The organism is Streptomyces albireticuli (assembly GCF_002192455.1).
In the GTDB taxonomy this organism is placed as follows: domain Bacteria; phylum Actinomycetota; class Actinomycetes; order Streptomycetales; family Streptomycetaceae; genus Streptomyces; species Streptomyces albireticuli_B.
On the sequence record NZ_CP021744.1, the window covers coordinates 1,132,397 to 1,151,009 of the forward strand.

General features: G+C 74.1%; 17 protein-coding genes. 7 read left to right on the plus strand and 10 right to left on the minus strand.

Translation table 11 applies throughout. The features are described from left to right. Positions 1-18 precede the first annotated feature (18 nt). Both SMD11_RS04840 and SMD11_RS35290 read right to left on the minus strand, forming a co-directional pair. Entirely contained in the window at positions 19-2,883 is a 2,865-nt protein-coding gene (locus SMD11_RS04840) for a M4 family metallopeptidase (protein ID WP_087925243.1), read from the minus strand. 159 nt (positions 2,884-3,042) lie between these two features. Continuing rightward, positions 3,043-3,219 (minus strand): hypothetical protein, encoded by a 177-nt coding sequence (locus tag SMD11_RS35290; protein WP_159395219.1) that lies wholly within the window; start codon positions 3,217-3,219, stop codon positions 3,043-3,045. A gap of 62 nt (positions 3,220-3,281) precedes the next feature. Between SMD11_RS35290 and SMD11_RS35295 the strand changes: the two genes are divergently transcribed. From SMD11_RS35295 to SMD11_RS36805, 5 genes are all read left to right on the plus strand, one after another. Further along, positions 3,282-3,428 (plus strand): hypothetical protein, encoded by a 147-nt coding sequence (locus tag SMD11_RS35295; protein ID WP_159395220.1) that lies wholly within the window; start codon positions 3,282-3,284, stop codon positions 3,426-3,428. Beyond that, entirely contained in the window at positions 3,425-3,817 is a 393-nt protein-coding gene (locus tag SMD11_RS04845) for a hypothetical protein (protein WP_087925244.1), read from the plus strand. The genes SMD11_RS35295 and SMD11_RS04845 overlap by 4 nt, the downstream gene beginning before the upstream one ends. Then, positions 3,814-4,068, plus strand: a complete 255-nt coding sequence (locus SMD11_RS04850) for a hypothetical protein (protein ID WP_087925245.1) — start codon at positions 3,814-3,816, stop codon at positions 4,066-4,068. The genes SMD11_RS04845 and SMD11_RS04850 overlap by 4 nt, the downstream gene beginning before the upstream one ends. Before the next feature lie 361 nt (positions 4,069-4,429). Continuing rightward, positions 4,430-7,195, plus strand: coding sequence for a class IV lanthionine synthetase LanL (gene lanL, locus SMD11_RS04855; protein WP_234365901.1), 2,766 nt, complete (start codon positions 4,430-4,432; stop codon positions 7,193-7,195). After that, positions 7,149-7,283, plus strand: coding sequence for a hypothetical protein (locus SMD11_RS36805; RefSeq protein ID WP_267896804.1), 135 nt, complete (start codon positions 7,149-7,151; stop codon positions 7,281-7,283). The genes lanL and SMD11_RS36805 overlap by 47 nt, the downstream gene beginning before the upstream one ends. Positions 7,284-7,448: 165 nt before the next feature. On the opposite strand, the gene SMD11_RS04860 is transcribed toward SMD11_RS36805, so the two are convergent. The 3 genes from SMD11_RS04860 to SMD11_RS04870 form a co-directional block, all read right to left on the minus strand. Beyond that, positions 7,449-8,045: a 2'-5' RNA ligase family protein gene (locus SMD11_RS04860; RefSeq protein ID WP_087925246.1), complete on the minus strand. Its 597-nt coding sequence runs from the start codon at positions 8,043-8,045 to the stop codon at positions 7,449-7,451. Between the two features lie 88 nt (positions 8,046-8,133). Beyond that, positions 8,134-8,889, minus strand: a complete 756-nt coding sequence (locus SMD11_RS04865) for a response regulator (protein ID WP_234365902.1) — start codon at positions 8,887-8,889, stop codon at positions 8,134-8,136. Then, positions 8,886-10,088 carry a sensor histidine kinase gene (locus SMD11_RS04870; protein ID WP_324614687.1) on the minus strand — a complete coding sequence of 401 codons (1,203 nt, stop codon included), beginning with the start codon at positions 10,086-10,088 and terminating at the stop codon, positions 8,886-8,888. The genes SMD11_RS04865 and SMD11_RS04870 overlap by 4 nt, the downstream gene beginning before the upstream one ends. Positions 10,089-10,339: 251 nt before the next feature. Between SMD11_RS04870 and SMD11_RS04875 the strand changes: the two genes are divergently transcribed. Together SMD11_RS04875 and SMD11_RS04880 are read left to right on the plus strand one after the other, a co-directional pair. Beyond that, positions 10,340-11,860 (plus strand): alpha/beta hydrolase, encoded by a 1,521-nt coding sequence (locus SMD11_RS04875; protein ID WP_087925248.1) that lies wholly within the window; start codon positions 10,340-10,342, stop codon positions 11,858-11,860. Between the two features lie 57 nt (positions 11,861-11,917). After that, positions 11,918-12,514 carry a hypothetical protein gene (locus tag SMD11_RS04880; protein WP_234365903.1) on the plus strand — a complete coding sequence of 199 codons (597 nt, stop codon included), beginning with the start codon at positions 11,918-11,920 and terminating at the stop codon, positions 12,512-12,514. A gap of 57 nt (positions 12,515-12,571) precedes the next feature. Here the strand turns inward: SMD11_RS04880 and SMD11_RS04885 are convergent, their stop codons facing one another. Genes SMD11_RS04885 through truD form a run of 5 tightly spaced genes read right to left on the minus strand, consistent with a single transcriptional unit; the run spans position 12,572 to position 18,558 of the window. Then, positions 12,572-13,708, minus strand: a complete 1,137-nt coding sequence (locus SMD11_RS04885; RefSeq protein WP_087925250.1) for an arginine deiminase family protein — start codon at positions 13,706-13,708, stop codon at positions 12,572-12,574. Between the two features lie 19 nt (positions 13,709-13,727). Further along, positions 13,728-15,092, minus strand: a complete 1,365-nt coding sequence (locus tag SMD11_RS36195; protein ID WP_234365904.1) for a hypothetical protein — start codon at positions 15,090-15,092, stop codon at positions 13,728-13,730. Continuing rightward, entirely contained in the window at positions 15,089-16,357 is a 1,269-nt protein-coding gene (locus SMD11_RS04895) for an MFS transporter (protein ID WP_087925251.1), read from the minus strand. The genes SMD11_RS36195 and SMD11_RS04895 overlap by 4 nt, the downstream gene beginning before the upstream one ends. Then, positions 16,342-17,532, minus strand: a complete 1,191-nt coding sequence (locus SMD11_RS04900) for an ATP-grasp domain-containing protein (RefSeq protein WP_087925252.1) — start codon at positions 17,530-17,532, stop codon at positions 16,342-16,344. Before SMD11_RS04900 ends, SMD11_RS04895 begins: the two co-directional genes overlap by 16 nt. A gap of 12 nt (positions 17,533-17,544) precedes the next feature. Beyond that, complete coding sequence (gene truD, locus SMD11_RS04905) at positions 17,545-18,558, minus strand: tRNA pseudouridine(13) synthase TruD (RefSeq protein ID WP_087925253.1); 1,014 nt, start codon at positions 18,556-18,558, stop codon at positions 17,545-17,547. Between the last annotated feature and the right edge of the window lie 55 nt (positions 18,559-18,613).

Consider the following 18,613-nt stretch of genomic DNA (forward strand, 5'->3'; position numbering starts at 1 on the left):
GCTTCGGAGGTCACGCACTCAGCCGCAGTTCCCCGCCGGCCGTCCGCGCGTGACCAGGTCTCCGTAGCCCGTGGTGGCGTCGATCCAGATCACCCGCTTGCCGCCGGCGGCGACGGCCGCGGACTGCTCGCCGCGGTTGCAGGAGACCCGGCCCCTGTGCGCGCCGTCCGCCGGGAACTGCCACAGCTTGGCCAGCGTCGCGTTGTCCGGCTGCCCACCGGGGGACGCGGGCACCTGGGAGGTGACCGTCACCGCCTCCTCGGAGGCCGTGAGGTCGGTCGCGTACAGCGCGTCCGGGGCCTGCTCCTTGCTGAGGTCCACCACGCCCGTACCGTCGAGGTTCGCGCGCCGCAGGGCCCGCCGGCCCTGGTCGTCGGTCTCGTCCGCCAGCCAGTAGACGTGCTTGCTCGTGAGGGCGGTCGGCCCCATGTCGATCGGCTTGCCGAGCTGCGGCATCACGGTGGTGGTGCCGGTGGCGAGGTCCCGTACGTGGACGGAGTACGAGTAGCGGCCGAGGTGCGCGTAGGTGCGCTTGGCGTAGGAGAGCTTCCCTCCGACGAGGGAGGGCATGGCGGTCGCGTTGCGGCGGCCGCCGGTGTCCATCCACGTCGGGGCCTCGTCGCCCGGGCGCAGGTACGCGACCCGCAGGGGCAGGCCGGGGCGCACGGAGGCCGCGAAGGCCACGGTTCCGCCCTCGACGCGCAGGTCGTGGACGTCCTTGCGGTTGTGCCACAGCTTCTTCACCGGGCCGCCCGCCAGGGGCCGGGACAGGACGTCGACTCCGCCGGGCCCGCGCGCCGCCCACACCACGGTCTTCCCGTCCGTCGCCGGATTGGTGTGGTAGCGGCCGTCGTTGGGGCTGATCAGCTTCTTCTCGCCGGTGCCGTCGACGCGCCCGGCCCAGATCGAGTACGGCTCGGAGCCGGTCTCGTCGGACGTGGAGACGGCCCACCAGCCGCCGCCCGAGCCGGTGTTCGTGTCCGTGACGTTGAGCCTGCCCAGCAGCTGATCGGTGTCCACGCCGATCGCCAGTTCCCAGTTGGGGACGATGCCGTGGGCGTCGAAGGCACGGGTGGCGGTGGTGAGGTCCTTCGCGGGCACGCCCAGGGCCCTGGCGGCGGCGAGGACCGCCGCGCGGCCCTCGGTGAAGCCGTCGAGCGGGGTGAGGTACTCGGTGAGCGCCTTGTAGACGATCTTGTCGGCGAGCGTCCGGCCGAGGTCCTCGCGGATGTCCCAGAGGGCGCCCGAGAAGATGGTGGAGTTGAGGTGGACGCCGCCGTTGTCGGTGCCGAAGCCGACGCCGAGGAAGGATCTGGAGGTGGTCCTTCCGTCGTTGAGGTCGCGGATCGCGCACTCGCGCGGGGACTTCGTCCGGCACAGGGTGTCGCCCAGCAGCCCCGAGTCCGGGCTGTCCATGGGGGCGCCCGAGGCGTCGGTCTTGACGGCGTTCCCGAAGTAGTCGGCGATCGCCTCGTTCATGGCGCCCGACTGGCCCGCGTAGACGAGGCCGGCCGAGTTCTCCACCACACCGTGCGTCATCTCGTGGCCCACGACGTCCAGGCCGGCGGACAGCGGACGGTACTCGGCGTCACCGCTGCCGTAGACCATCTTGCTTCCGTCCCAGAAGGCGTTCACGTAGGGCATGCCGAAGTACGTCACTCCGACGAGGGAATTGACGGTCATTCCCCGGCCGTTCAGGCTGTTCCGTCCGTGCGCCTCCTTGTAGTAGTCGTAGACCTTGCCCGCCGCCCAGTGCGCGTCGACCGCGCCCGCCTCGGTCGCCTCCTTACCGAAGGCGGCCGTCGGGGAGCCGAACTCCTTGATGCCGTCGGGCCAGGTGCCGGACACGTCGCCCACGTTCTTGCCGCGCGCGTCCCAGGTGGCGAGGACGTTCTTGCTGCTGTCCCGCATCCGGGAGTGGTCGCGCAGCACGTACTCCGCGCGCGACGCGTCCTGGGCCAGCTGGAGCTCGACCAGCTTGCCGTCGAGCTTGACGCCCGACCCCTGGACGCCCGGCTCCTCGGGGGCGGGGTCGTCCGCGGCCCGGGCCGGCGCCGCGGCGGCCCCGGCGCGGGCGGCCGCTCCGGGGGTACGGGCGGCCGGGGCGCCGAACGTCTTGATCCCGCTGTACTGGAGGACCGGATGACCGGCCCGCGCGTCGATGTACACCTCGTGCAGGACGGGCGCGCCGGTGGCCGGGTCGGTGCCGCGCACGGTGACATGGTGGGTGAGCACGCCGGCGCCGCGGGGCAGGACGACCAGGCCGTGGGCGGTACCGGTCAGCGGCGGTGCCGCCGCCGCTCCGTCCTCCGCGCCGTCGTCCCGGCCGAACGCGCCGGTGCTGAGCCGTGCCTCGGCCGCCTCCACCGCCCGTTCGACGGCGAGGTCCTCGCCGATGCCGGGCTCGACGCCGGTGGACAGCCCGGTGAAGTACTTCCCCGAGGTGCCGGTGACGACCCTCGTGCCGTCCTTCTTCTCCATCCGGACGACGTACTGTCCGCCCAGGACCCGCACGCCCCGGTGGCGCTGCTGGAGCCGCACGGTCTCGGACGCGCCGGCGGCCGTGGTCCCCACCGGGTCCAGGTCGCGCCGTGGGTCGGCGATCCGGTAGCGGCTCCGCTTCTCCGCGAGGTGCGCGCGTGCCGCGTCGGCCGCGCTGCCCGTGGCCCGCACCGGCTCCCGCAGGCCCTCCACCAGCGCCGGCGTCGCCGTACGCTGCCCCGGGACCACTTTGCCCGGGGCCGGTGGCGGGGTCGCCGCCGCGTGGGCGGGGGCCGCCGGAACGACGAGTGCGGCGGCGCTGATCAGCGCCGCCGCACCGGTGATGCCGCTGTGTATTCCGGATGCTCTCGGTCTCCCCGCACGTGCTCTCGGTCTCCGCACGCCATCCCCCTCCACGGTGCGCCCTCACGGCGCACACCTGACAGCAGGAACTTCGGTCAGGGCAATGGAAACGGGTGACACGTCACCTCATCAATGGCGTACGACCGCACACCGTCGGCTTTCGGGCCTCGGCCGGGCCGTGGGGTGCCCGGCGGGCGTTCACCGCGGCCGGCCGGCCTCCCGCCGGGGCCCGGTGGCGGGGGCCGGTGACTCTTCCGCCGCCTCCCGGTGCCTGTCCTCCCCGCGCTCCCGGTTCCGGGGCTCGCGGAGGGTGACGAGCACCGCGAGCGTGCCCAGGAGCGTGACGCCCGCGGCCACCAGCGAGGTGAGGCGCATCGCGGAGACGAAGGTGCGCCCTCCCGCCGGCCTCCGGCGCCTTCGGGGTGCTCCAGTGCGTCGTGGCGGCCGACCGGCTGGCCGCCACCGCCCACCCCGGGGCCGCGCTCGCCGCGGCCGGCGGCGGGCGCGCGGACGACGCCGCGGCCGCCGTCCTGCTCACCACCGCACCGCACGACGACGCACGGAATGGAGAGGGAGCGGGATGACACAGGTCCTGATCACCGGGATGGGAGCCGTCTCCTGCCTCGGTGCGGGGGTGCCGGCCATGTGGCGCGCCCTGTGCGCGGCCCCTGACAGCCTCCCCGAGCGCGCCGGCGACCCCGGCGCCCGGATGCCCTTGCCGCTGATCCACATGGCGCCGGCCGGGCCCGGGTCCGGCCGGGCCGACCCGGCTGGCCCTGACCGCGGCCCGGGAAGCCGTCGCCGACGCCGGGCTGGACCCCGGGCGGCTCGCCCGCAGTCCGGTGATCCGCAGTGCCCGGTCCCGCTGCCGGAGGGCAAGGAGGAACCGCTGAACGGCAGCCATGTCATGGTCAACGCCTTCGCGTTCGGGGGCAGCAACGTCTCGCTGGTCCTGGAAGGACGTGCCGCGTGAGCGCCGACGCGCTGGTGGTGACCGGCGTCGGCGCCGTCACCCCGTGGGGGCACGACCCGTCCCGGCTCGACCTGGACGGCGGTCCGCCGCCCGACCCGCACGGCCCCTGGTTCGACGTCGCGGCCGAACTCGGGCCCCGTGGCTACAAGTACGTCCCCGTGTCGTGCCGTCACCTGCTCGCCGCCACGCGCAGGGCGCTCACCGACGCCGCCCCCGAAGCCCGCGCCGGGACGGCGCCGCACCAGCCCTGACCCTCCGCCCGGGTCAGGGCCTGCGGTGTCCGGGTGCGGGGCACCGGGAACCGGGGCCGGTACGGCGGGGCCGAGGTCCGACGCGGTGACAGGGGCCGGTACGGCGTTCTCCCCCCACGGCCCGGCGACGGTCCGGGACCGGCTCGGCGACGGCATCCGGCTTCCGGCAGGGGCCCGGCCGACTCGCTCGACATCTCACCAGCCCCTGGCGGCACCCCCGTTCAGCAAGGGACCGCCCCCGCGCACGACCGGCGCCCCGGCGCGCGACCACGCCCACTCCGCGCACGACCGCCGTGGGGAGTGCCGCCGCACTCCCCCGGATCCGGCCTCGCCTCCCCTCCCGCCGTGCCATGCTGAGCCGGTGACGGAGAGCTATCAAGCGATCGTCGGAAACGCCCTCGGGAGACGTTCCGCCACCGGCTGGACGCTCCGCGACGGCGAGACCTGGTGCATGGTCACGCCACCGCGCCACGCGCCCCGGCAGCAGGGCTGGAAGCTGCACCTGTCCGCGACCGCCGCCTCCGCCGCCGACGTCCTGCGGGGCGCGGCCCCGGTCCTGGTGGCGCACGCGTGCGCGTTCAAGTGCGCCGTCTCCCCCCGGGTCACCGCCGAACTCACCTCGGTGCGGGCGCCCCGCGCGCAGTCGGGGAAGTTCCTCACCGCGTACCCCGTGGACGACGACCAGTTACGCGTCCTGGCCGAGGAACTCCACACCGCCACCCTCGGTCTCGCGGGCCCGGCGATCCTCTCGGACCGCCGTTACCGGCCGGACAGCGTCGTCCACTACCGCTACGGCTGTTTCGCGCGCCCCCGCGAGCTCAACGACGAGGGCATCTACGAAAGCCGGCTCCAGGCACCCGACGGCACGTTCGTGGCGGACGAGCGCAACCCCTGGTTCTCACCGCCCCCGTGGGCCCGCCCGCCGTTCGCGGAACCCGCACCCGCCCCGTCCGGCCGCCGCCGCGGCGCCCCCGTCCTCCTCGCCGGGCGCTACGTGGTCCGCGAGGCGATCCGGCACTCCAACCGCGGTGGCGTCTACCGCGCGCGGGACCGGCGGACCGGCGAGGACGTCCTCGTCAAGGAGGCCCGCCCGCACATCGGGGCGACGGCGGACGGGAAGGACGCCCGGCACTGGCTGCGGTACGAGGCGGACGTCCTGGCCCGGCTCGCTCCCCTCGGCATCGCCCCGGCGGTGGGCGAGGTGTTCGAGTCCGGTGGCCACGTCTTCCTGGTGGAGGACCTGATCGACGGCGAGAGCCTCCAGCGGTGGACCACCGACCGCATGGCGCGGCACCCCGAGGGCCTGATCCCGGTCCCGGTGGCGTGGCGGCTGGCACGCGAGCTCACCCGCCTGGTCGGCCTGGCGCACTCGGCCGGGTTCGTCCTGCGCGACCTCAAGCCCGGCAACATCATGATGGCGTCCGGCGACACGCCCGTACTGGTCGACATGGAATGCGCGGTCCGCGTGGACGAGCGGGCCCATGTCGTGGGCACGCACGGCTTCACCGCGCCGGAGTACCTCGAACGGCTCGACAGACCTGGCGCCCTCGACGGACCCGCAGGGCAAGGGGACGAGCCGCCGCCCGCGCCCGGCCCGGAAGTGGACTGCTACAGCCTGGGCGCCACCCTCCTCTACGCCACCACCGGCATCGTCCCGCTGCTCGCCGAGGACTCCCCGCCCCGCCGCGCGGCCGGTGACCGCATCGCGGCGCTCGTCGACACCGCGGCGCCCGCCGCCCCCGCGCTACGGGCGCTCGCGCCCCTGGTCCTCGGGCTCACGGCGGACGGACCCGGCCGCTGGCCGCTGGAGAAGGCCGCCGCCTTCCTGCGCGGCGAACCCGTCGGAAAACCGGTGTCGGCGGGGCCCCAGCCGCCACCGGGCGCGCTCGGCCGGCTGCTGGCCGACGGCCTGGCCCACCTCGCGGCCACGGCCGACCCCGCCGGTGAACACCTGTGGCCCAAGCCGCGCTCGGCCCCGTCCACCGACCCCTGCAACGTCCAGCTGGGCGCGGCCGGGGTGCTCGGCGTCCTCGCGCGGGCGGTCCGGTCCGGCGGGACCGCGGCCGAGCCCCTGCTCCGTACGGCCGCCGGGTGGCTGGACCGGCGCCTCACCCTGCCCGGCAGGATCCTGCCGGGCCTGTACTTCGGCCGCTCCGGCGCGGCGTGGGCCCTCCACGACGCGGCGCGGACGCTCGGCGACGAGGAGACGGCGCTACGGGCCGGGGCGTACGCCCTGCGCATCCCGCTCGCCTCGCGCAACCCCGACGTCTGCCACGGCCTCGCCGGAGCCGGGCTGGCCCAGCTGCACCTGTGGCACACGACGGGCGACCGCCGGTTCGCCGACCGCGCGTCCTCGTGCGCCGACGCCCTCCTCCGCCTGACCACCGGCGCCGAACACGGCGTGGACTGGGCCGCCGGCCCGGAACACCGCCGGGAGCTCGCCGGATCCGCCCTGTACGGCTTCGGGCACGGCGTCGCCGGGAACGCCGCCTTCCTCCTCGCGGCGGGCCGGGACCTGGCGCGCCCGGACCTCGTCGACATCGCGACCGGCGCCGGGCACGCCCTGTGCGCCGTGGCCGAACCGCGGGGCGACGCCGCCGCGTGGCCGAAGGGACCGGGCCGGGCCGAGCGGACCGACCTGAACTTCTGGTGCCACGGCGCCTCGGGCGTCGGGACCTTCCTCGTCCGGCTGTGGGCCGTCACCGGCCACGCGCCGTTCCTCGAACACGCCGACCGCGCGGCGCGCCTGGTGTACCGGGACCGCTGCCGCACCGGCACCTCCTCCTGCCACGGCGCGGCGGGCAACGCCCAGTTGCTCCTCGACCTCGCCGACGCGACGGGCGAGGCGCGCTACCGCGCACAGGCGGCGGAGGTGGCCGCCTGCCTGTACGCCCGGGCGGTCCGGCGCGACGGCCGCCTGCTGGTGCCCGACGAAACGCTGCGCGACGTCGGCGCGGGGTACCACGTCGGCCTGGCCGGCGTCCTGGATCTCCTGCTGCGCCTCGAACACGGCGGCGGCAGGTCATGGCTGGTCGACGCCCGCCGACCGGCCGGAACCTCCACGAAGGAGACACACGTCGATGGAATCCCACGTGCTCGAACTCCAGGAACTGCCCGAGACGGATGAGCAGTCGCTGGACCCGGTGATGTGCTGCGACACCATCTTCACGACGGACCGCACGGACGGCTGTACGGAGCCGCCGCGCTGTCACTAGGAGGGCGGGAACCCCGTTCCGTGCGGCCGGCCGCGTCCGCGGGGCGCCGCACGGGACGGTGGTGCGCACACCGGCATCACCGGGCAAGGGCATGATCGCCCTCGTCACCCTCGTGGTTCCGCATCCCATGGCGGGGGCCGGTCCGCCGGTGTACGCCGTCGGGGGTCACTCGGGCAGGCGGCGGACCTCGCCCGTGCCCAGCGTGATCACGACCCGGGGCCGCATGGGCCCGTCGTCGCGCCGGGAGAGCAGGACCACGTCCCCGACCACGGCCGCCTGCCCGCCGAGCCGGGCGGCGCACTCGGCCGCCAGACGCACCGGCTCCCGTGTGCGGCCGAGGGACAGGTGCGGGGTGAAGCCGCCGCCGCGCCCGCGGCAGAGCGGGAACCGCGAGGCCAGCGCCCGGTGCAGCCGGGTCCACGGCGCCAGGCCGGCGGCCGCCGGGTCGAGCCACACCGTCGCGCAGCGCCGGTGCCGGAAGTACCGCACCCCGGACAGCCGCGCCGTGAACGCCGCGTTCTCCGCCGCCCCGGCGGCCAGCAGCGGCACGGCGTGGGCGAACTCCTCCTCCGGCACGAAGCCGAACAGCAGGTTCACGTGCGGCGGCCAGCGCCGCACCTGCGGGTCGTGCTCCCACCGGATGTCCTGGATCCCCGGCCAGAGCTCGGCCGGCGGCAACCACGCGACCGCCGTACGGGCCGTGGGCGCCGCCTCGGACGCGTCCAGCGGCCCGGCCCCGCCGCACACCCGGTTCCCGTCCACGCTCCCATGATCGGGGCCGCGCCCGGGTCGTACCAGCCCGGTGCCGCCGGCCCGCGCCTCCTGAGGTGCCCGGCCGTCCCCGGCCTCGTCAGCCGGTGAACCCGGGCACCACCAGACCGGACTCGTACGCGATCACCACCGCGTGGGTCCGGTTCTGCGCGCCGAGCTTGGTGAGCACGTTCCCCACATGCGTCTTCACCGTCTCCAGGCTCACCGTCAGCGACCGCGCGATCTCCGGGTTGGACAGGCCGGTCGCCATCAGCCGCAGCACCTGCTCCTCCCGCTCCGTCAGCGCCGCCCTCGGCAGCGCCGCGGCGGAATCCAGCGGGCGAGCGGCGACCATCCGGCGCAGTGCCGCCGGGAAGAGGATCGCCTCCCCGGCCGCCACCACCCGCACCGCCTCCGCGATCTGCCGGACCGGAAGCCGCTTGAGCACGAACCCGCTGGCCCCCGCGCCGAGCGCGGCGGTGACGTAGTCGTCGTTCTCGAAGGTGGTGATCACCACGACCTTCGGTGCGGCGGCCGGCCCGGCCAGCAACTGCCGGGTGGCCTCGATCCCGTTGCACCGCGGCATCCGCACGTCCATCAGCACCACGTCCGGCCGCAGCCGGCGCGCCCGCTCGACCGCCTCGACGCCGTCGGCGGCCTCCCCCACCACCGCGATCCCCGGCTGTGCCGCGAGCAGCATGCGCAGACCGCTGCGGGTCACCTCGTCGTCGTCCGCGATCAGGAGGGTGACGGGGGTGACGGCGGGACTCACGGCGGCGGAGCCGGTGCCGGTCGTGACGGCTACGCCCCCGCCGGTGCCGGTCGTGACGGGTGCGCTCGCGCCGGAGTCGATCATGCCGACAACCGTACCGGCAGCCGGACCGCCAGCCGCCAGCGCTCCGGCCCCTCCGGGCCGGCCTCGAACTCGCCGTGCAGCAGCCGCACACGCTCGGCCAGCCCGGGCAGGCCGTGCCCGGACGTCGGGAAGACCCGCCGGCCCGCGCCCGGGGCCGCCCCCTCCCCCGTCCGGTTGACCACGCTCAGCTCCAGCGCCTCCGGCGCCACCGCCACCCGGACCGCGACCGGGCCGCCCGCCCCGTGCCGCAGCGCGTTCGTCAGCCCCTCCTGGAGGATCCGGTACGCCGCCCGGGACAGCGTCCCCTGTACGCGCGCCAGGTCGCCCGACAGCTCCGGCTCCACCACCGCGCCCGCGTGCCGCAGCCGGTCCAGGAGCTCGGGCAGGTCGGCCAAGGTGCGGGTGGGCGCCGTCCCCGCCTTCTGCTCGCGCAGCGCGCCCAGCACGTAGTCCAGGTCCTCCAGCGCGGCCCGGGACGACTCCTCGATGCTGCGCAGCGCGGCGCGCGCCGCCACCGGGTCGGCGCCGAGCACCTCGCCCGCCACCGCGGCCTGGATCGTGGTCGCCGTCAGCGTGTGCCCGATCGAGTCGTGCAGTTCGTGGGCCAGCCGGTTGCGTTCGGCCAGCGCCAGTTCCCGTTCGGCCGCGAGCGCGAGCCGCTCCGCCGCCGACGGTCCCAGCAGCCTCGGCGCCAGCCACCGCAGGGCGCCCGTCACCACGGCGCACCCGGCCGCCGCCGACAGCACGCAGCAGAGCGCCGCCACCCAGCCCTGCCAGCCGCCCGCCACCCGCACCGACCGGCCGAACAGGCTCAGCGCCCCCTCGGCGCCGAACGGGAGGGCCAGGCCCGCGAGCAGCAGCAGCCCGCTCACCAGCGTCGCCGCCCACCCCAGCGCCACGTGCGACAGCAGCCACAGAGGAGTCCGCCAACGGCCGGCGGCGGGGGACGGCACGGCGGAACCCGGCTCGGTCGCCCCCGGGGTGCCCACGGGCCGGCGTACGGCCACGGGATCCGGCAACGGCACTCCGAGCAGCCGACGCGCACCCGCGATCAGCACCCGCCGCGTGGTGCGGGCCAGCCCGACCGCGCCGATCAAGGCCGCCCACACGAACAGGGTCAGCGCGATCCGCACTCCATAGGGAGCGGACCGCCACACCACCGCGGGCAGCATCGCGAGCGGCAACGGCAGAAAGCTCACCAGCACACCGCAGAAAGCGAACAACGCACCCGAATACGTGGAGCCGCGTGACAGCGACCGAATTCCCCTGATCATGATCGGCCAGTATGCCCGGATAGTGCACTGGAGACCTCCCTCGATCGGGGGAGCGCTTTTTCCCGCCTTCCGGCGATGCGCGCCCGAAGCCCGGCGGGCCAGGATGCGTCCGGACCGGTCGGCACGGGAGGACGGCGGGCCACGGCCGCCCCTCCCTCCAGTAAGGACGAGCACCCGTGCGAAACACACGAATAGCGCCTCTTGTGACCGTCGGCATCGCGGCGGCTTCCCTTTCTGCGCCGATTCCCGCGACGGCCTTCGCCCCGTCCGGGGCCTCGGCAGCCGCGAACTCCCTGCGGCAGTACACACAGCAGGATCCGACGTGGGAGCGCTGCGACGCGGGTAGCTCCGCGGACTTCCAGTGCGCGACTCTCGAAGTCCCGCTGGATTACAGCGACCCCCATGGCAAGAGGATCGACATCGCGATATCCCGGTTGAAGGCGACCAGCGCGAAGGAACGTCGCGGCGTTCTGCTGTTCAACCCGGGCGGCCCCGGCGGGCCGGGCCTGAACATGCCTGTCGAGCTGGCAGCGGGCCTCCCCGGGGAAGTGCGGAAACAGTACGACCTCATCGGATTCGACCCGAGGGGCATCGGGCGGAGCACTCCCGTCAGCTGCGGTCTGACACCCGGCGAATTCACTCCTGACCGCCCCTACCACGCCGGGACATTCGCGAAGGACGTGAAGTGGGCACGCACGGTCGCCGGCAAGTGCCAGGAAAGGAACGGTGACACGCTGCCGCACCTCACCACCCGCAACACCGCCCGCGACATGGACGTCGTCCGTGCCGTGCTGGGCGAGCGGAAACTCTCCTACTGGGGCTTCTCGTACGGCACTTATCTCGGCGCCGTCTATATGCGGATGTTCCCCGGGCGGACCGACCGGTTCGTACTGGACAGCTCGGCCGACCCCGCGGGGTACGGGCGGGGCCTCTTCCAGCAGATGGCGGAAGGGACCGAGCTCGCTTTCACGAGGTGGAGCCGGTGGACGGCCGAGCGCCGTGCGACGTACGAGCTGGGCGACACCCCCGCGGAGGTCCGTAAGACCTTCTGGGACCTCGTCGCCCGGGCCGACCGCGAGCCCGTCGACCACCAGGGGCAGTCCCTCACCGGTGACGACATCCGCGCCATGCGCCACATGTTCTTCCGCGCGGAGAAGGCCGCCATCTGGGTCGCCGACCTGAAGAAGGCCGCCGAGGACAGGACGCCGGCCCCGTCCGGCGCGCCCGAGCGGACCCCCGCACCCTCCCCCTCCGCCGCCGGCCTTCCCTCCGAGAACGAGATCGCCGGCCTCTGGTCGGTCATGTGCGCCGACACCGCCCGTTCCTGGCCGCGCGACCCCGAGCGGTACCGGCGCGACGCGATCCGCGACAAGGCCCGGTACCCGCTGTACGGCGACCTCGCGTCCAACATCAAGCCGTGCGCCTTCTGGAAGCCGGGCGGCGAGCTCCCGACCACGGTGAACAACGGGGTCAGGGCGCTGATGCTCCAGAACGAGTGGGACCCGCAGACGCCCCTGGCCGCCGCCCGGGGCATGCACCGGGCCCTGCGCGGCTCCCGCCTGGTCACCGTCGAGGGCGGGGAGGGGCACGGCGTCCAGGGCACCAACTCCTGCGCGGACAGGAGCGCCGCGACCTACCTGACCACGGGCAGGCTCCCGGCCCAGGACCTGACCTGCGCCGCGGAAACACGCTCCTGACCAGCGGCCGCCCGAGGCGCCATGACACGGGCCGGGACCGGTGAACATACTGAACCGGTGACTACCGAAGACATCTTGAAACGGCAGGGATCACTCCAGGCGGAGGCCGACGAGGTCGCCGCCGACCTCGGGCTGACGGCGCTGCTGGCGGACCGCGGCCAAGCCGTCCGCGTCGGCAGCGCGGCGCTCGGTCTGATGGTGCGCCGGGACCTCGACATCACCGTGGTCTGCCCGGAGCTCGACGAGGCCACCGAGAAGGCCGTCGCCGGGATCGGCGCCGAACTGGCGGTGCACGACCGGGTGCGGCAGGTCCGCTTCCGGGACGACACCGGGCAGTGGAACACCGACCCCCTGTACCCGGACGGCCTCTACCTGGGCGTCGAGTACCGCTCCGGCACCGGCGAGGAGTGGACCCTCGACATCTGGTTCGTGGACGAGCCCGACCGCCAGCCCGACCTCGCCCACCTCCACGCGCTGCCGCCCCGGCTGACCGACGCGCACCGGGAAACGATCCTGCGGATCAAGGAAGTGCTCGCCGGACGGCCGGAGAACGGCTCCAAGGTGCCCAGCTACGACGTCTACCGGGCGGTCCTGGACGACGGGGTCGGCACGGTCGGGGAGTTCGACGCGTGGCGCGCCCGTAGCGGGGACTGACCCGCGGAGCGGCCGAGGGGGCGTACGAGTGCTCGTACGCCCCCGGCCGGGCGGCGGTCAGACGACCGGCGTGTAGTCGAGGTCCGGGAAGTAGTCCTCGGCCGTCCCCTCCCGGTTGACGTCCCAGGTGGCGCAGTGCAGCGACCCGCCGTACTCGAAGACGTCCCGGAACGGCACCGGGACGACCTCGAAGCCGAGCTTGTCGAGCAGGTCCTGGAGCGGCTTCTCCCGCTCTTCGCAGACGACCTTCGTGGGGGAGATGCTGAGGACGTTCATCGACAGCCACTTGGACGACTGGCAGTAGCGCGGCATCTCCTCGTTGGTCGAGGTCGGCTGCGGCACGTCCACCAGCTCCCAGTCGTTGCGCAGGAACATCTGCTCCTCGCCCTCGCGCAGCGGCCGCTCCGGGTTGGTCAGGACCAGCCCGGGGCGCAGCGGCACGAACGTGCAGTCGATGTGCGACGGGAAGAAGTCCAGCGGGAAGTGCACCGGGTGCACCCGGAAGCCGCGCGGCTCCAGATGGCGCTTGAGCCAGCGGATGCCGGCCCGGTTGGTGGTCATCGACTCCTGGACGACGATGTCACGGCCGAAGCGGCTCATGTCGGCGGCGTCGAAGACCACCTCGTCCTGTGTGACGCAGAACTCCGACTCGTGCATCCGGGCGTGCCGCTCGGCCAGCGGCCAGTCCCAGAAGTCCTGCCGGTACATGGAGTCGGCCATCGACGGCTTGGGGGCCACGGTCCACACCATGCCGGGGTCCGCGTTCCAGTACTCGTAGACGAGCGTGCGGTACGCCTGGTACTCGAAGTACCGGGCCCGGCGTGACATGGGCGCCTCGACGATCTCGTTGCCGAGCGTGATCATCACGTCCCGGGGGCAGACCACGCAGTACTGGTTGTCCACCTCGAACGTGGGCGTCCGGAGGGCACCGCTCAGGTCGGTCGCGTCGGGCCGGCGGACGGTGACGCCCTGCGCTTCCAGCACCGCCGCCAGCCCGTCCAGCTGTTCGTTGGCGCGGTCGATCATCTCGGCCGGCTTGGGGCCGGTGGGGAAGGGCGCGTCCGTGTCGCGCAGTGCGGGGCGGTAGCCGGGCTCGCTCGGCTCGAAGCAGGCGTTGTCGGCGACGCCGACGACGATCTCGCGCAGCGGGTCCCATTCGTTCCAGGAATTGACCCGGACGGCAGGCTGGTTCATGATCGTGCACCTTTCTTCTTCATCGCGTGCTTCGGGACAGGCCTGTTGACGGCGCGGGTCTCCCGGGACGGGCGGGGGCCTCCGCCAGCGGGAAGGCGCGCAGCCCCGGCTCGCCCAGCCGGGCCGCCAGGTCCGCGCAGGCGGGTCCCGCCCGGTGGTCCGGTGCCGGCGGCACGGCCTCGACGGGCGTCGTGCCCACCGCCAGCGAGGTGGAGGGCGCGGCGGCGACCAGCCGGCGTACGAGCCCTTCCAGGGCGGCGGCAGTGATCCCTTCGAGCCCGGGCAGGCCCTCCTGGACCGCGCGGTTGTACAGGTAGACCGGGAAGTCCGGGAGCGCGGCCCGCAGGCCGAGGCCGGAGGCGTGCCGGGGGTTGAGTTCGGTGGCGGTGAATCCGTCCGGCGTGAGCAGGCCGTCGACGCTGAAGATCCCCCGGTAGCCGGTGGTCCGGACGAGTTCCGCGCCCGCCCGCCGCGCCGCGCCGCGGATGTCGCGCTCGGCCGCGTCGCCCGGTCGCCAGTGGGTGGACGAGCCGCAGAAGAGCAGCCTGCCGGTCTCCGGATCGCCGAGGGTGACGATCTCGATGGGCGAGAACACGGCCACGCCGTCCGGCAGCGCCATGCAGAGCACGCTGCACGGCACGCCGTCGGCGAAGCGGGCGATCCGTACCCGGTGTGCCCGGCCGGCGAACTCCCGCACGGCGTCCGGGAATCCGGCCAGGCCGGGGACCCAGCGCAGGCCCAGCGAGTCCCCGACGTGGCCGCGGGTCGAGTCGGCCGCGACCACGACCCCGGCCGGCCCGGCCACCCCGTCGAGCCCGGCCGGCCCGCGCAGCAGCTCGTCCACGGTGACGACGACGTGCGGCGGCGCGGCCACCCCGGCGGCCGCCCATAGCGCGTCGATGGTGGTCTTGTCCTCGACCGCCGCCCACTCCGGCCGCCGCCAGCCGTGCACCGGTCGCCCGCAGAAGCGGTCGACGCCCGTGCGCGGCGTGCCGAGCACCACCCACTCCCGCGCCGGGTCGAGCCCGTCGAGCCAGGCCCGTACGTCCTCCGAGGGGTCCCGCAGCCAGGCCTCGAACTCGGGCCGGGTGAAGTCGAGTCCGGCATCGGAGCAGTGCAGGCTCCGATCGACCTCGGGAGCGCCGGCGGCCGGCCCGGTGCGGGCGATCACGGCTCCGACCCGGGCGCCGCACGCCCGCAGCTCGTCCACCAGCGAGGTGGCCCGGTGGTCGAAGTCGTCGAGCAGCAGCACGGCGCCGCGCCCGGACCAGAAGTTCCGCAGCACGCGGGTGACGGTCCCGGTGATCCGCTCCTCCGTTCCGGTTCCCGCGCCTGTCGCCGTTCCCGCGTCCCCGGCCCGCGGGCCGTTCGCCGACTGCCTCATCGTTGTCCTTTCCGGCCGACGGGGGTGCCGCTGCGCGCGCCCGGGGCCTTTCCGGTGTGCGGCGCCCTGGCGAGCGCGGTGTAGACGGCGGCGGCCACGAGCAGGGCGCACGCCATGACGAGCCACGGTGTGCCGCCGGACACCGAGAACAGCAGCGTGTGCAGGCCGGGCCCGAGCGCCCCCGACAGCCCCCACGCGAGCTGGTAGAAGGCGCTGTACCGGCCGGAGTCAGCCGCCGACGCGAAGGACAGCACGATGGTCATGGCCACCGCGCCGAAGACCGCCTCGCCGAGGCTGAAGAGCAGGACGAGGACGGCCACCGCGGCCGTGGCGCCCGCCGCGCTCAGCCGGCCGAGGACGACCAGCCCGGCGAGCGCCCCCGCGATCAGCACGGCCGCCAGTGCCATCAGGCGCATCGCCGGCCGCTCCCGTCCCAGCCGCAACGCCAGCGGCTGGAAGGCGGGGATGGCCACGCACGAGAGCACGTAGGCCACCGGCGGCATCCACAGCGGCATGTCCAGCGAGCGCAGATAGACCGGCAGGATCGAGTCGAAGGCGACGCTGGACAGCGTGATGGCGAGGGTCGCGCCGGTGAAGGCCAGGAACCGGCGGTCGGCGAAGACACGGCGGTACGAGGCCGGGGGCCCGCTCCCGGTCCTGCCGCGCACGGCGGGGACGCCGCGCCCGGCGTACCGGAAGAGGACACCGGCGACGGCGAAACTGGCGGCGTTGGCCAACGGGATGGAGTTCCAGAGCAGGCCACCGCCGTGCTCCTCCAGGGAGGCGCCCAGCGCCACGGCCAGCGCGCCCACCCCGAGGCCGACGTTGCGCAGGCTGTTCAGCAGGGCGAACAGTCCGCGCTGCTCCCGGTCCGCCGAGGTGACGCTGTCGACCAGCCCGCCGTGCGCGGCCCAGTAGAGGCGGTCGCCGAAGCTCACCGCGAAGGCGATCACGGCGACGGCGGCCGGGCCGTCGGCGACCAGATAACAAGGGAAGGCCACCGTCCGGATCGCGCAGCTGAGCGTCGCCGCCGGGAACGGGCCCATCCGGTCGGTGAGCACCCCCACGGCCAGCCCGCCGGCCGCCAGCGCGGCCAGCGAGCCCGTGCTGAGCGCGGCCCCGGCGGTGGTCAGGGCCATGCCCTGCCCATAGGTGAAGTACAGCAGGGAGAACGTGATCCAGACGCCGCTGCCCAGCGCGTCGACGACCATCGCCGTCATGAACCCGCCGGTCCGCACCGCCGGTCCGGTCACCGGGACTGCCATCGGATCTCCCCGGCCCACCAGTCGTCGACCTCGCGCAGCACGTCCTCCACCTCGCGGCCGTCGTCCATCCGGAAGATCAGCTCGGCGATGCGGTCGGTGCTGGAGCCGGGGCCCTCGTAGCGGGTGCCGGGCCCGCCGAGCGGCGTGTAGCGGACCGTTCCCGGGAGCGGGCAGGAGTCCGGCATCCGCTCCAGCGTCCCGGCGCGCGGCGGGAACCAGCCCCAGCCGTGGCGCGGCCGCCCGCTGTCGGCGGTGACGGAGGTGATCAGCCCCGCCTGGCCCCGGAGGTGCGCGGCGAAGAGGTTGATGCCCGTCGTGAGCTCGAACGCCTCGGCGATTCCGCATCCGCCGGGTCTGCACGCGATCTCGCACAGCACGAGTTCGTCCAGCGGCGTCAGGAAGAACTCCGCGTGGAACGCGGTCACCTCGGCCACCGGCGGCAGCGCGGCCACCGTGGCCTCCGCCGCGACGATCAGCCGCTTCGCGAGCCCGTCGTCCGGCGGGAGCATGCCGCTGATGCTGGGCACGGCGCGTGTCGCGGTGTCCAGGTTGGATTCCAGATAGCGCGACGGAAGGGCGTGCAGCAGCCCGCCGCCGGCCATCAGCCCGTCCACATGGCAGACGATTCCGTCGACAAATCGTTCCACCAGCAGAACGCGGCCGGCCGGGGCGGGGAATTCCGCCACGGCCCGCCGGTCGGCCAGCAGGGTCACCCCGACCGAACCGGCGCCGTCGGCCGGCTTCACCACGACGGGCAGGCCGTTCCGCTCGGCGAAGGCCGCGATCTCGTCCTTGTCGCGGACCAGGGCCATCGGCGCCACGGGAATGCCCTGCCGCGAGGCGAGCAGCTTCATCCGGTATTTGTCGCGGTAGGCCAGGGCGGCGGCGGTCGACTGCCCGGGGATCCCGTGCCGTTCCCGGGCCCGGGCCGCCCGGACCACGTCGATCTCCGCCGTGGTGAGCAGCCGGTCGACGTCATGTTCGGCGCACATCGCGTCGACGACGCGGTCCACCTCACCCGATTCGTAGTCGTCCACGACCTCGACCCGGCGGAACCGCTCGTGAGCCGAGGCGGAAGCGGCCGATTTCGTGGTCACGACGACCAGCGATTCACCGGAGAGCCAGTCCGGCACCTCGGCGAGAATGGGCCTGCGATTGAGCAACAGCAACGCCATGTGCGACCTTTCCTAGCGCTGGGCGATCAGCTGCCGCAGCGCAGTGGTGGCGTAGCAGCCGGCGGGCAGCTGGAAACTCACTTCGACGGCCTGGCGGCCGGGGAACGCGTCGTCCGCGCCGTGCTCGCCGACGGTCACCAGGGTCTGCACCACCGTCGGCCGCATGACCGGGTGCTCGACGGGCCCGTCCTCGTACGAATAACGGGTGTACGGCAGTTCGTGCCGGTCCGCGAGCAGGGCGGCGACACCGGAGCCCGTGGCCGGGAACCGGTACGGCAGACCGTCCACGGAGACGTCCTCGGCGTCCTCGGAACGGATCAGTTCGGCTATTCGCGCGTTCCAGGCGAACGAGGAGTGCGCGGCCAGGTAGAAGGCCACCGTCCGGGGATCGAGCTTGCGGAAGAATTCCTCGTCCGGGCCGGTCCAGCGGGCGGCCGGCCCGCTTTCCGGAGCGCCGAGCCCGGCCAGTACCGCGCGGGCCCGCGCCCATTCCCCGGCCAGCACCGCGGCACCGACGAGATGGGTGCGCTTGGGGCCGCCGGGCACGCCGAAGCGCTGGGTGTCGTAGTAATTGACGAACAGCAGATTCGTCCGGCCCCGGGTGACGAGCCTTTCGGCCGTGCGGCCGTCGAGATCGCGGAGCACGATCCGGAAGCCGTTGCCGTTCAGTTTGCCGACGGCGAGGGGCTCGCGTCCGTAGCCGTAATGGCTCAGCCGCAACAGCCGCCCGGAACCGGCCGGTTCCGGGAAGACCGGCAGCCCGTCACCGCGCAGGGCCGTCAGCGGTACGGACAACAGTTGCTCCGTCACCCCGTCCTCGTCCTTGAGCCCGGCGTAGCCGACGTCCCGGCTGGAGACCCCGAGCCGGTCCGCGAGCAGCCGGATCGCCTCCATGGTGGTGTATCCGCACTTGTGCAGCAGGACGTAACGCTGATCGGCCACCTTCTCGTCGGTCAGCGCGACGACGAGATTCTCGCGTACCCGGAAGTCCTCGGGTCGGTGTTTGAGTACGAGCGTTTCGGCCATCCGTGCCTCCAGAATTCAGCCGGTCCGGCGTTCGAGGGCGTGCGGCGGAGCCACC

What these genes read in the sequence shown, in the direction of transcription:
- SMD11_RS35290 (WP_159395219.1), bottom strand. Translation starts at nt 3,219, where the DNA reads ATGCGCCTCACCTCGCTGGTGGCCGCGGGCGTCACGCTCCTGGGCACG.
- SMD11_RS04845 (WP_087925244.1), top strand. Translation starts at nt 3,425, where the DNA reads ATGACACAGGTCCTGATCACCGGGATGGGAGCCGTCTCCTGCCTCGGT.
- SMD11_RS36805 (WP_267896804.1), top strand. Translation starts at nt 7,149, where the DNA reads ATGGAATCCCACGTGCTCGAACTCCAGGAACTGCCCGAGACGGATGAG.
- SMD11_RS04865 (WP_234365902.1), bottom strand. Translation starts at nt 8,889, where the DNA reads ATGATCGACTCCGGCGCGAGCGCACCCGTCACGACCGGCACCGGCGGG.
- SMD11_RS04885 (WP_087925250.1), bottom strand. Translation starts at nt 13,708, where the DNA reads ATGAACCAGCCTGCCGTCCGGGTCAATTCCTGGAACGAATGGGACCCG.
- SMD11_RS36195 (WP_234365904.1), bottom strand. Translation starts at nt 15,092, where the DNA reads ATGAGGCAGTCGGCGAACGGCCCGCGGGCCGGGGACGCGGGAACGGCG.
- SMD11_RS04895 (WP_087925251.1), bottom strand. Translation starts at nt 16,357, where the DNA reads ATGGCAGTCCCGGTGACCGGACCGGCGGTGCGGACCGGCGGGTTCATG.
- SMD11_RS04900 (WP_087925252.1), bottom strand. Translation starts at nt 17,532, where the DNA reads ATGGCGTTGCTGTTGCTCAATCGCAGGCCCATTCTCGCCGAGGTGCCG.
- truD (WP_087925253.1), bottom strand. Translation starts at nt 18,558, where the DNA reads ATGGCCGAAACGCTCGTACTCAAACACCGACCCGAGGACTTCCGGGTA.